A 13,213-nucleotide genomic window follows, 5' to 3' on the forward strand; every position below is an offset into this window, starting at 1 on the left:
ATGGACAGAATACTTATCAACCTGTCAATTGCACTTGAAGCCATTTTAGCCAACACCGTACGATCCATCTTAACTGCTTTGGGTATCATTTTCGGTGTAAGTGCTGTAATTGCCATGCTTGCCGTTGGTCAAGGGGCACAACAGGAAATTTTGGATCAGATGAAACTGGTGGGGGTGAATAATATTGTGATCACTCCAAAAAAAGAGCAATCGGAAGAGAAAATTGCTCAAATGAATCAGGGAGACAAGGAGAAATATTCCCCAGGTTTGACAATGCTCGACCTTGAAAATATTAAACATACCATCCCCAACATTCAAAAAGTCAGCCCTGAAATTGAGCTTGAAACATATATTATTAAAAATGGTATCAGAAGATCTACAAAATTAATTGGGGTCGAAAATGCCTATTTTGAAATCTATAATCACACCTTATCCTCTGGTACTTTATTTTCTGGTACTCATTTCAAATTTGGTCAAGCCGTCTGTATTATTGGTCGTGGTATTCAAACCAGATTTTTCAGTAAAGAAGACCCCATTGGGAAACAAATCAAATGTGGTGGTCAGTGGCTTACAGTTATAGGAGTTTTAAAAGAGAGAAGTTCAGCGTCTAAAAACTTAGAAAAATTGGGGATTAGAAATGCAAATTTGGATGTTTATATCCCTCTTCAAACCATGTTGATTCGATATCAGGACAGAGCAAAAGTCACAAAGTCTGATATTCAGCAAGCGGCTAGAGATGAGAATAGAAATAATAATGATGAAGAGGAGCAAAAAACAGTCAATTATCATCAATTAGACAAAGTGGTGATTCAGATGTCAGAAAGTAATGAACTTGCACTGGCTTCTGAGGTATTACAAAGAATGTTGGCAAGAAGGCATTTGGATAAAATAGATTTTGAAATTTCTATTCCTGAGATGCTTTTAAAACAACAGAGAAGAACCAAAGATATATTCAACATCGTCTTAGGTGCTATTGCATCAATCTCACTAATTGTTGGAGGAATTGGAATTATGAATATTATGCTGGCTTCTGTATTGGAAAGAATTAAAGAAATTGGATTGAGAATTTCTCTAGGTGCCAAAAAGCACGACATCATTCTTCAATTTCTGTTAGAGGCTGTCTTAATTAGTCTTTCAGGAGGTACAATTGGTGTGATACTAGGTATCGTCTTGGCTGTGATGATTTCTAATATAGCCGATATTCCAACGATTGTTTCTTTCTCCTCTGTACTTATTTCATTTGGTGTGGCCACTTCTATCGGGGTGATCTTTGGTATTTCACCAGCAAGAAAAGCAGCTAATCAAGACCCAATTGAATCTTTGAGATACGAATAAACAAACCATTACTTCAAATGAACTTTAAAAACGCTTTAATATATATACTTCTATTCTTGAACACTCCCCTATTTGCTCAAGAATTGATGTCGCTGGATCAGGTGATCAGTATTGCCAAAGGGCAGTCCCTTTCTTCTCAGCAAGCAGAAAATAGAAAGGAAAATAATTACTGGGTTTACAAACAATTTAAATCCAATTACCTTCCTCAACTCGTCTTAGATGGCTATTTACCTGATTTCAACCGTTCCATCACACCGGTAACACAGCCCGATGGTTCGAATGAATTTAGAGGTGTAAGTATGTCCACTTCTCAACTGAATTTAGCTTTACAGCAAAATGTTGGTTTAACCGGCGGTTCAATTTATGTTGGATCAAGTCTACAAAGAATTGATAATTTTGAAGGCTTGAATCAAGGCGTTAGTTATGCCGGTCAGCCTTTGGTTATTGGTTTCAATCAACCTCTTTTTAATTTCAATCCTTACAAATATGATAAAGTCATTGAGCCTTTGAAATATGAGGAATCTCAAAAGAAGTTTTCAGAGGAAATGGAACAAGTGGGATATGATGCAACTGAGTATTATTTCAATTTACTGCTTGCTCAAGTCAACAAAAAGGTAGCTGAAACTAACCTTTCAAATAATGATACTATCTTCAAAATTGGTCAAGGCCGTTATAACTTGGGTAAGATTGCGGAGAATGAATTACTCCAACTCGAATTAAGTGTTATTACTTCAGAAAGGAATTTACAGTCTGCCAATCTGGAAGTTGAAAGAGCTACACTAAACCTTTTCACTTTTCTAGGTTTAACTCCTTCTGACAATGGTGTAAAACTATCTCTCCCTTCAGAAATCCCAGATATATCGATCAGTTCTGATGTGGCTGTGGCTCAAGCAAAACTCAACAGACAACAATACATTAGTTTTCATAGAAGAAAATTAGAAGCAGAAAGAGCCGTTGCTCAAGCGAAGGGTGAAACAGGTTTGCAAGTCAATTTAAATGGTCAGTTTGGTTTAACACAGCAGGCCGGTCAACCTTCAGGTGTATATCAAAACCCGAATGATCAGCAACAGTTTCGTTTGGGCTTCAATATACCTCTTGTTGATTGGGGAAGAAGAAAGTCAAGAGTAGAAACAGCCCTTTCGAACCAAAGATTGGAAGAAAGTACAATTGCACTGCAAGAGCAACGCTTTACGCAAGAAATCTATATGCTGGCAAGGCAAATTCCAATCATCAGAACAAGAGTTCTTTCCACTGAGCGAGCAAAACTGGTTTCTGAGAAGAGTTATGAAATTGCAAGGCAAAGGTACTTGGTCGGTAAAATCAGTGTAACAGACTTGAATATTACATTAAGAGACAAAGACAATGCTACTAAGGAGTATTTAGCGGCCTTGAAAGAGTATTGGCTTTCTTTTTATAGATTAAGAGTTTTCACGCTTTATGATTTCCAGAAGAATGAAAAAATTGGATTAAACTAATTTTGGTCTGCGAATTGATATAGTCATAAGTGATAACTTAATTGATCCTATAAAAGATTAAACATAATGAAAAAGATTCACCTTACCTTGGCGGCATTATTCTTCCTTATTTTTTCATGTTCAACAGAACAAACACAAAAGGAATCAGGAGAAGAAGAATATGAAGTGGAAGTAGAAGATTTAAGTAAAGTAGATTCTAAAGCATTATATCTTGAAATTGATTCTCTTAAAAAAGAGGCTTTTGCTTCTGAAGAGTTGAAAATTTCGAAAGCCAAAATGATTGTTCAGATTCTTAATCGCTCCAATGCGAAATTAGATAAAGAGAAAAAGAAAACGGCAAAGTCAGCTATTTCTAAAGCTTCAAAAGCAAAGTATTCTAACTCTAATTTCAATAATAATGAGGAAGTGATGCAATATGATCAAAGTATCTTAGAAATGATTACCGCTCTGAATGACCTGATAGACTCAGTGGATGATTTAGATGCTCAGGAAGAAACAGAGATGATGCTTTCAGAAGTTTCTGACGCAAGTGCTAGAGATACATTTACAAGAGGATATTATAATAACGCGGTCAAAAAATGGAATAAAATGGCCAAGGATCATAAAGATAAATTGGAAAAGGAAAATCCTAAGGTGAAGATTGCTTCGATGGATTATTTTTATGGGGAGGAGCCTTTGTAGGCAAGAAATAAACCAATTTGGAAAAAAGAATTCGGGTAAAATAATTCACCATTAATGCGTTGAATCATTTTACCCGTTTTTTTTATTCATTCACCTCTGTTACCATAGCTTTTGAATAATAATCTTTTGTCTTCCAAAAACGTAATAAAAAGTCTGTATCGTTGAGTAATAACCTACCAAACCTAGATTCAAAGAAAGGTAATTGATCCTTGAAATTATCAATACAATACATCACTAACTCGGTAGATATATCAGTTGAATTACACAAAGTAATAATATGTTCTCTAGTCTTTTCAGGGTTAAAAAATGAATTCTCTTTTAATGGAAATGCACTATTAATATCAAAACCCATCTGTATACCCGTTTTTTCATTAAAGAAAACTAGAGCGCTATCATTGTTTTCCTTTAAACTTGAAGGCAGTGTAATACCTTGATCTATACTGCCCTTATGATTCTCTCTGATTTTTTCAACTTCTTTTGATGACAATCCTAAGGACTTGTTATAAAACGACATAAAGGAATTTACAAATGGCTCTACCTCCTCAATAGGTAATATTTTAATCAAAGAGTTCTGATTAAACTCAAGGAAAGCTTTCTTTTGGGAAGCTAGTGTTTTATTATTTCGATCACTATTGATTTTCAAAAAGTCTGTGGCAGATACACTTTCTAAAGAATTCCTTTCCTTATTGACTAGGTTTACATCAAAACTTTGTATCATGGCTACACCAGAAAACCACCATTCTCCACGCCACTTACATATTCCTAAATAAAGAATATCATCAACATTATTTAAATCTGTTGCATTGTCATAAGACTCCTTGAGAAGATTAAATTTTTCTCCAGTAGCAATATACTCTAAGTAAACATAACGTTCATCCTGTCCTTTATAAAAGAACTGCCCCTCAAGCTTTGGAGAAAGCTCTAAAAAAGATGTGTACAATGGATGTTTTTCACCTAAAACTTTAGCAGCCCATTCTTTTCCTTTCAATCCTAGTAGCTTTGTAAAAGAAGTATGCAATAGACGATCTCTTTCACTATTCAACAAGTGTAATAAATGAGATTCATTCCGATTTTTTTCAAAAATGTCTAACTCTACTTTTTGTTGCTTTAAAGCTGTATCAGGATAGAAAAGGTAAGTTTGGAATAGGATAACATCAATAAACTCTCGTGATTTATAAAAATCTGATTCAAGCAGAGTATATTTTAACTTCAAAGTCGTATTTTCTGGAGCATATTCCCATGCATCTTCAAACACTTTCATGACATCTTCAGCTATATCTTTTATATAAAAGCTGTTGGGTTCAAATTCGTACGTTTCTTGAACTGCATTGATAAAATACCAAATAAGCACCTCAACATCTTGAGCATTAATTTCATCTTCATAATAATCCTCTAACTTTTGAAAGAACGGCAGGCATTTTTTATAAAGTAATTCATGCTCATAACGAAACGTACTCCATATATTGCTTTCCGAAACCACATCTTCTAGGTAAGAAGTTAAAAAACAAGACATTAACTTTACTTGTTCTGGATCTAAAGCCGTTTCAATAAAATTGAAATGTTCACTTTTTTTAATGATTCCTAAAACTTGATTAGAGATTCTAAGGTAAAATAAATCACTAGACTGTTGCTGTTGATAAGGTTTTAATTTTAACCAATCTTTTATAAATATTTGTTTCTTCATTTGATTGTCATATTTAGTAATAAACAAAGATAATCATGAAAAAGGATCTTCATATTAATTATGCATTGTTGGGAGTAACACATTCACATCCCCATCAATATCATCAGGAACTTTTAATCCTAAAATTTTAGCCACTAAAGGATAGATGTGTATATTTTCAAAGGATTCTATCGTTTTCCCCTTCTGAAAATGATCACCCACAGCATAAAAAACTGCATGCATATTTTTTACTTTGTAAGGGTTATAGCCGTGCATACCGTTGCTGACACTTCCTCTTAGATTTCTAAAAGTCATAGGTGGAATAGCTTCACAAATTATTTCAGGTATACGTTGCCCATTAGAAAAATGAAGCCTTTCAGGTACTTCCTCTTTTTTATAAACTACAAAACCTTTATTTTCTTGTGCTTTCAAGTCTTGATAAGCTTTTTCAATATCAGCTCCTTTTTTAGGATATAAGAAGTATTGAATTCCACCTCCATTGACACAAACAAAATCTTTATATCTACCAAGGCTTTCCAAAACAATTGAATTCTCTACATCCACCTGTTGCATACCATGATCCGAAACAATAATCAAATCAATAGGATGAGCAGAGGCTTTTACAACTTCATATAGTTTTCCAATTACTTGATCTAAATATTCCACTGCTTCTTTTGTTTCATCCGCATCAGGCCCGAATAAATGTCCTTGTGTATCTACTAATGAAAAATAAGTAGCGATAAAAGTAGGACGAACGTCATCATCCAATGCTAACCATTTTTCTATTTGGTCTACCCTTTCAAAATAAGGTGTAGGTTTGTTGTATTTAAAATAATATGAAGGCGTCATCCCTTCTACTCTTGCGTCAGATACCGGCCAATAAAATGTAGCTGATTTCTGCCCTTGCTGTTCTGCCAGATTCCATAATGGCGTTCCTTTAAACCACGACCCATCTTTTTTTCCAAGCCCAACTTTATAATGTTGTTCCCGCTCAGGATCATAAAAATTATTGTGTACCAAACCATTGTTTTGAGGATACATGCCCGTCACAATAGAGTAATGATTGGGAAAAGTTTTGCTAGGATAAGCAGGAATCATAGACTTTGCTTTCACTCCATCCTTTGCAATCTTATTCAGATTGGGTGTGTTGTACTTTTCGGAATAATCATATCGAAATCCATCTATAGAAACTAAAATAACGGTATTTTCTGGCTTCTTCTCCTTCTGATGGATCTGGCAAGAAAAGAAAGTTAGTGGTAGAATTACCAAAAGCAGGTAACGATTCATTGTTCTTATTTACAGAAAGTTATTGATATATAATATACAAAAATAAATCTGATACTGTTGATCACAACCTCTGTTACCTTTTATTATGTAAATCAATTTAAAGTAAAGTTCAATTACAGATTCAATCAATTGATTCTCAATAACTGACAATACTTTATCATCTTCAATAGCTCCATTTTATCACCCTTAGATTACTGAATGACACTACACTTACTTGTCATATACCTTCAACTAATTTTAGGTCAACAAAAACAAAATAACAATTAATAAATAAATATTTTTAGGCTTGTCTAAATTTTTTACCTAGATTTGCAACAACAGATAATTAGTCAAATAGAAAACGAAACAACAAGCCATGAAGGCGTACCTCACTACATTTTTATTTTTAGCTATTAATTTACTTAGCTTTGGAGGAGATAAAATAACTGTCAAAGGGCATGTTACTTCTCATAATGAACATATACCTTTTGCTACAATTTCAGTAAACGACGGTGAATTTGGAACATCGTCAGACGAGACTGGGCATTTTCAAATCCAATTAGAAAAAGGAATTGAATATTCAATAATGATTTCTGCTGTAGGTTATTTACCAGTCACACAAAGTTTCAGAGCTAGAGGCGGGTCTGAAATTCACTTCGACTTAGAAAAAGACCTTCTACAATTAAATGAGGTGATTGTTTCAAGCAGTAGAAGAGAACAAAGCCGTAAGGAAACATCTGCAGTGGTTAATGTTGTGGGTAAAGAAATTTTTATGGCAAGTAACTCAAAAGTGGTTGCGGATGGATTAAACTTTGTTTCAGGAGCTAGAGTTGAAAATACATGTGGTAACTGTGGTGCAAGTGCTTTAAGATTAAATGGCCTTGAGGGACCTTACACTCAGATTTTGGTAGATAGCAGACCTGTTTTTAATGGTCTTGTAGGTGTTTATGGTTTAGAGCAGATTCCTGTGTCAATGGTTGATCAAGTAGAAGTTGTAAGAGGTGGAGGGTCTGTATTATTTGGTGCAAATGCTATTGGCGGTACTGTAAATATTATTACTAAAGCGCCTCAATTCAACTCTTATGAAGTAGGTACTAACTTTGGTACAATTGATGGAAAATCAAACGACATCAATACTTATTTCAATACTTCTCTAGTTTCAAAAAATGACAAAACAGGAGCCTACATTTATGGTTCTTACAGACATAGAGATGCATGGAATGCCAACCCTAATGATATTTGGTATCATGAAGACGACATCAATCAAGCAAACCCAATTAAAGATGATTTTTCACAATTGCCAGAATTAAAAACGGCTTCTATTGGTACTAAAGTTTATCATCAATTCAATGATCAAAATAAAATCACAGCAGATTTTAAATACTTGAATGAACATCGACGAGGTGGTAACAAATTAGATTTAGCACCACATGAAACTGATATTACTGAAATGATTGATATGAACATCTTAGGAGGTAGTGTGAATTACGATTGGTTTAGCAAAGACAAGAAAACACATGTCAATGCCTATTCTAATCTTCAATATGTCAATAGAGACAGTTATTACGGAGCAAACCAAGCTCCTGACGGATATGGTTTAACAACAGGTACAACTTACGTTGGAGGTGCACAAGTAAATAGAGATCTTGGTAAAATGTTCAATGCAAACACTTATTTTGTAGCAGGTGTTGAATACATTTTCGATAAAATTGAAGATCAGAAAAATGGTTATACTGATCCTGAAACAGGTGAAAAAGTAGGAAATGCTATCATTTCTGATCAAGAGTCTAGCACTATGGCGGTTTTTGCTCAAAATGAATGGAAAGGAAAAAAGCTTTCTGTACTAGTAGGAGCAAGAATGGATTATGTTCAAATTAATGACCTAGCAAACGCTGAAAATAATAAGAGTGTACCTGCTATTAACCCTAGAATCAACTTAAAGTATAACTTAACAAAAGATATGCAAGTAAGAGGTGGTTTTGCTACAGGCTTTAGAGCACCTCAAATGTTCTCTGAAGATTTGCACGTTGAAGTACAAGGAGGACAAGCGGTGAGAACTGTTTTAGATCCAGACTTAAAACCTGAAACTTCACTTTCTTATAATTTAGCGTGGGATTGGGAGAAGAAAATTGGTAATATACAAACCTACTTCTTAGTTGAAGGTTTTCATACAAGAATCAAAGATAGATTTGATAACCAATTGACTGAACTTGACGATGGCACTTTAATCAATTACAAGAGAAACTCCCTTTCTGATGCTGTAGTACAAGGTTTCAATATCGAAGCTAAAGTAGCCCCTTCTCAGAACTTAGATTTCCAAGCTGGCTTTACTATTCAGACTGCCCAATATGATGAAGAAAACCAATGGGGTGATGAAGAAACAAGTACTTCAAAATATATCCTAAGAACACCTAATCAGTACGGATCATTTACGATGAATTACCGTCCTGCACAAAAATGGCAGACTTCACTGACTGGTGTTTATACTGGTAGTATGCACGTACCTTACATTCCTGGAGGTTTTGTAAACGGTGAATTGACAACTGAAGAGGAGCTGATTAAAACAGAATCATTTATGGATATGAGTGTAAAAGTATCTTACACTACGAAATTGAGTAAGAATGCTAATATCCAATTCGGTGGTGGGGTGAAGAATATTTTCAACCAAATGCAAGATCAATTTGTAAGTGGTCCTGATAAAGACGCAGCATTTGTATACGGTCCTATTACACCAAGAATGTTTTTCTTTGAAATTAAGATCGGTAATCTGCTGAATTAATAGAAAAAATAGCTGACACAAAAAGACCTTACCCTAGAAAAAGAGTAAGGTCTTTTTGTTTATCTATATCAAGAGAAAAGCTTAATACTTCTCATACATCATCCTTTCCATTGCTGCTATATTTCCAGCTTTAAAATTGGCATCATCTACCATTCCACCCACTAGGAATAAATCGATCATCCAACCTACTAAAAAGAATCCTCCGGTTAAAAGGTATAGGATGCCGGAAAACGATTTACCTAAATAAAAACGGTGAATACCCAATACCCCAAAGAAAGCCCACAAGATATAGGCTACTAAACTTGATTTCATTTTCTGTATATTTTAATTAATTGACACTTATTATATAATACGTTTTTCAATAAGCTTTGTTACATTAATTCCAATTATCTTTCAATGAAACCAAGGTTTATGGCAGCTCTAAATTCTAAACTGTTATACTCTGCTGAGACATTACCGATTTCTGTATTTTTAAATTCTAAGTTAGGAACGATGTGGTATAGTGCTGCTAATTGAAACCACCCAAGATCAACTCCTACTTCAGGAGAGAAACCTATACTTGATGCTTCTGGTAAATTAGCTACATCAAACTCAGGATTAGGATCAGCGGCGTTAAACTTACCAGGTACAATGGTATACTTCCCAACACCTAAACCGACAAATGGTCTAATCGAACTTTCTCCGAAATGGTACAATACTTTACCTGAGATATTTCGCATTGCAGTCGCTTCAAAATTTTTGCTATCTATTTTACTAGGTGCTAATACACCAATAGTACCTTCATACTCTGCTCCTATTGATAGCTTTGGTGTTATATTGTAATAAGCATTTAAAAAGAAATTCCCACCGACACCACTATAATCGGTTTGATTTTTCTTTGCATACATTCCGGAAATACCTCCTCCAAAACCAACTGATATTAATTTATCCTGTGCAAAAGATGTTAAGCTTATGATTGATAATAATAAGATGAATGTTAACTTTTTCATGATTGATAAAATTAGGTTAGTAGTAAACTCTTACTATTATACGTTTTCAATCAGGATAAGTCTTTAAAGTTATTTTAACAAACCTCAATTACCTTTAAAGTATTTAAACAGAAAAAGGGCTAAACACTAAGTGCTTAACCCTTCCAATATAACTAAACGTTAAAATTAGTTCTGATAATCAGTCTCGTTACCTGAGAATGATGCACGAGTGAATTCTCTGTTCAATCTTGCGATATGAGAAATAGAGATTTCTTTCGGACATACAGCCTCACATGCACCTGTGTTAGTACAAGCACCGAAACCTTCAGCATCATGTTGCTCTACCATTGCGATAGCACGACGCTTACGCTCTGCACCACCTTGAGGTAATAAAGCTAACTGAGATACTTTCGCTGAAGTGAATAGCATTGCTGAAGCATTTTTACATGCAGCAACACAAGCACCACAACCGATACACTGCGCAGCATCCATTGCCTCATCCGCTACTGTTTTAGGGATAGCAATTTCGTTTGCGTCAGGTACGCCACCAGTAGATACTGTAACGTAACCACCAGCTTGCATGATTCTATCAAAAGAAGTACGGTCTACAACCAAATCTTTCAATACTGGGAATGCAGAAGCTCTCCAAGGCTCAACAACGATAGTTTCACCATCACTGAAAGTACGCATATGCAACTGACAAGTAGTGATACCATGCTTAGGTCCGTGAGGCTTACCATTGATATATAATGAACACATACCACAAATACCTTCACGACAATCGTGATCGAAGTGGATAGGATCGTTACCTTTCTTTAATTCGTTCTCGTTAAGAACGTCTAGCATTTCTAGGAATGACATATCAACTGATACATCATTTACTTCATACGACTCAAATTTACCCGGCTTGTTTTCACCAGCCTGACGCCAAATTTTAAGTTTTATATTAATTGTTTTTCCTGCCATGATCTTCAAATTGTAGGTGTTAGTTTGCTAACAACCTGTTTGTTGATTTTGTTTGAAGAAGAGTTGAGTCGCCCCAACTCTTCGATAAATTACTTGTAAGAACGTTGCGTTAACTTCACGTTTTCGAATACAAGGTCTTCCTTAGTTAATGAAGGATCTTTACCTTCTCCTTCATAACCCCAAGCTGCAACATACGAGAACTCTTCGTCCTGACGTAATGCCTCACCTTCTTCAGTTTGTGATTCTTCACGGAAGTGACCACCACAAGACTCTGAACGGTTGTGTGCGTCGATTACCATCAACTCACCTAATTCTAAGAAGTCTTCTAAACGTAATGCTTTCTCAAGCGTCATGTTTAATTCTTCATTAGCACCGATTACTTTCAAGTCTTTGTTGAACTCTTTACGTAATTCTTGGATCATACCACGAGCTTTCTCCAAACCTTCTTTATTACGTGACATACCACAGTATTCCCACATGATGTGGCCTAATTTCTTGTGGATGTCGTCAGGAGTTTGGTTACCCTTGATATTTAATAATTTATCGATTCTTGCTTGCGCTTCTTTTTCAGCTTGAGCAAAAGCAGGATTTGATTTATCAACAGCTTGACCTAATGGAAGTGTTGCAATGTAATCACCAATTGTGTAAGGGATTACGAAGTAACCGTCCGCTAAACCTTGCATTAATGCTGATGCACCTAAACGGTTAGCACCGTGATCAGAGAAGTTCGCCTCTCCTAATGCATAAAGACCAGGAACGTTAGTTGATAAATTGTAATCTACCCAAAGACCACCCATTGTATAGTGAACGGCAGGATAAATCATCATTGGCATCTCATAAGGATTGTCAGCAGTAATTTGCTTGTACATGTCAAACAAGTTACCATACTTCGCCTCGATTGTTTTCTGTCCATCACGCTTGATTGCATCAGCGAAATCTAAGAATACAGCAAGACCAGTAACACCAACACCTCTTCCTTCGTCACATACCATCTTCGCGTTACGAGATGCTACGTCACGAGGTACTAAGTTACCGAATGAAGGATATCTTCTTTCTAAGTAGTAATCTCTTTCTGATTCTGGAAGTTTCACAGCTTCAGCAGCAGTGATCTTCGCATGTTTTTTATCTTTTGGAACCCAAACACGACCATCGTTACGTAATGACTCTGACATCAACGTTAATTTCGATTGGTAATCACCGTGTACAGGAATACAAGTAGGGTGAATTTGCGTGAAACAAGGGTTAGCAAACTTAGCTCCTTTCTTGTAAGCTCTCCAAGCAGCAGAACCATTTGAAGCCATTGCGTTTGTAGAAAGGAAGAATACGTTACCGTAACCACCAGTACAAAGCAATACAGCGTGACCTGCGTGAGACTCAACTTTACCAGTTACTAAATCACGAGTTACAATACCTTTAGCAGCACCGTCGATAGTTACTACGTCAAGCATTTCTTTACGTGTGTGCATTTTTACTTTACCAGTGTTCACCATTTTAGTCAACGCTGAGTAAGCACCTAATAGTAATTGTTGTCCAGTTTGACCACGAGCGTAGAACGTACGGGATACTTGAGCACCACCGAATGAACGGTTGTCCAATAACCCACCGTAATCACGAGCGAATGGTACACCTTGAGCAACACATTGGTCAATAATTTCTGTAGATACTTCCGCTAAACGGTGAACGTTTGCTTCACGTGATCTATAGTCACCACCTTTAATTGTATCGTAGAATAAACGGAAAACTGAGTCACCGTCATTTTGATAGTTTTTAGCGGCGTTGATACCACCTTGTGCTGCAATTGAGTGAGCACGACGAGGTGAATCTTGGAAACAGAACGCGTCTACATTGTATCCTAATTCTGCTAAAGTTGCAGCAGCTGATGCTCCTGCTAAACCTGTACCTACGACAATGATATTGAATTTTCTCTTGTTCGCAGGGTTAACAAGTTTTACGTTGAATTTATGTTTTTCCCACTTCTCGGCTAATGGGCCTGCAGGGATTTTTGATTCTAATGACATTCTATTCTATATTTTAATGTTATTGATTAATAACTCTGTAATGTTTTGTTTTGAAAAGTTGT

Annotated in this window: 10 protein-coding genes; 4 read left to right on the forward strand and 6 right to left on the reverse strand. The window is 35.7% G+C overall.

The genetic code is table 11. The features are described from left to right. The 3 genes from HHU12_RS15645 (at position 1) to HHU12_RS15655 (ending at position 3,491) form a co-directional block, all read left to right on the forward strand. Positions 1–1,335, forward strand: coding sequence for an ABC transporter permease (locus tag HHU12_RS15645; RefSeq protein WP_169657687.1), 1,335 nt, complete (start codon positions 1–3; stop codon positions 1,333–1,335). Between the two features lie 17 nt (positions 1,336–1,352). Beyond that, a complete protein-coding gene (locus HHU12_RS15650; RefSeq protein ID WP_169657688.1) occupies positions 1,353–2,810 on the forward strand; it encodes a TolC family protein in 1,458 nt (485 codons plus the stop codon). Between the two features lie 66 nt (positions 2,811–2,876). Then, positions 2,877–3,491, forward strand: coding sequence for a hypothetical protein (locus tag HHU12_RS15655; RefSeq protein ID WP_169657689.1), 615 nt, complete (start codon positions 2,877–2,879; stop codon positions 3,489–3,491). Between the two features lie 82 nt (positions 3,492–3,573). Here the strand turns inward: HHU12_RS15655 and HHU12_RS15660 are convergent, their stop codons facing one another. Together HHU12_RS15660 and HHU12_RS15665 are read right to left on the reverse strand one after the other, a co-directional pair. Beyond that, entirely contained in the window at positions 3,574–5,175 is a 1,602-nt protein-coding gene (locus HHU12_RS15660; RefSeq protein ID WP_169657690.1) for a DUF3843 family protein, read from the reverse strand. Between the two features lie 54 nt (positions 5,176–5,229). After that, on the reverse strand, positions 5,230–6,441 hold the full coding sequence (locus HHU12_RS15665; protein ID WP_169657691.1) for an alkaline phosphatase family protein: 1,212 nt from the start codon (positions 6,439–6,441) through the stop codon (positions 5,230–5,232). Between the two features lie 355 nt (positions 6,442–6,796). Here HHU12_RS15665 and HHU12_RS15670 point away from each other — a divergent pair, with 355 nt between their 5' ends. Then, positions 6,797–9,199 (forward strand): TonB-dependent receptor, encoded by a 2,403-nt coding sequence (locus tag HHU12_RS15670; protein WP_169657692.1) that lies wholly within the window; start codon positions 6,797–6,799, stop codon positions 9,197–9,199. Positions 9,200–9,280: 81 nt separating this feature from the next. On the opposite strand, the gene HHU12_RS15675 is transcribed toward HHU12_RS15670, so the two are convergent. The 4 genes from HHU12_RS15675 to HHU12_RS15690 form a co-directional block, all read right to left on the reverse strand. Continuing rightward, positions 9,281–9,511, reverse strand: coding sequence for a TM2 domain-containing protein (locus tag HHU12_RS15675; protein ID WP_169657693.1), 231 nt, complete (start codon positions 9,509–9,511; stop codon positions 9,281–9,283). A 74-nt stretch (positions 9,512–9,585) separates the two neighbouring features. Further along, a complete protein-coding gene (locus HHU12_RS15680; RefSeq protein WP_169657694.1) occupies positions 9,586–10,188 on the reverse strand; it encodes an outer membrane beta-barrel protein in 603 nt (200 codons plus the stop codon). A gap of 165 nt (positions 10,189–10,353) precedes the next feature. Then, positions 10,354–11,118 carry a succinate dehydrogenase/fumarate reductase iron-sulfur subunit gene (locus HHU12_RS15685; RefSeq protein WP_317170486.1) on the reverse strand — a complete coding sequence of 255 codons (765 nt, stop codon included), beginning with the start codon at positions 11,116–11,118 and terminating at the stop codon, positions 10,354–10,356. A 104-nt stretch (positions 11,119–11,222) separates the two neighbouring features. Further along, complete coding sequence (locus tag HHU12_RS15690; RefSeq protein WP_169657696.1) at positions 11,223–13,151, reverse strand: fumarate reductase/succinate dehydrogenase flavoprotein subunit; 1,929 nt, start codon at positions 13,149–13,151, stop codon at positions 11,223–11,225. Between the last annotated feature and the right edge of the window lie 62 nt (positions 13,152–13,213).

This window comes from Flammeovirga aprica JL-4 (assembly GCF_012844305.1).
Taxonomy (GTDB): Bacteria; Bacteroidota; Bacteroidia; order Cytophagales; family Flammeovirgaceae; genus Flammeovirga; species Flammeovirga aprica.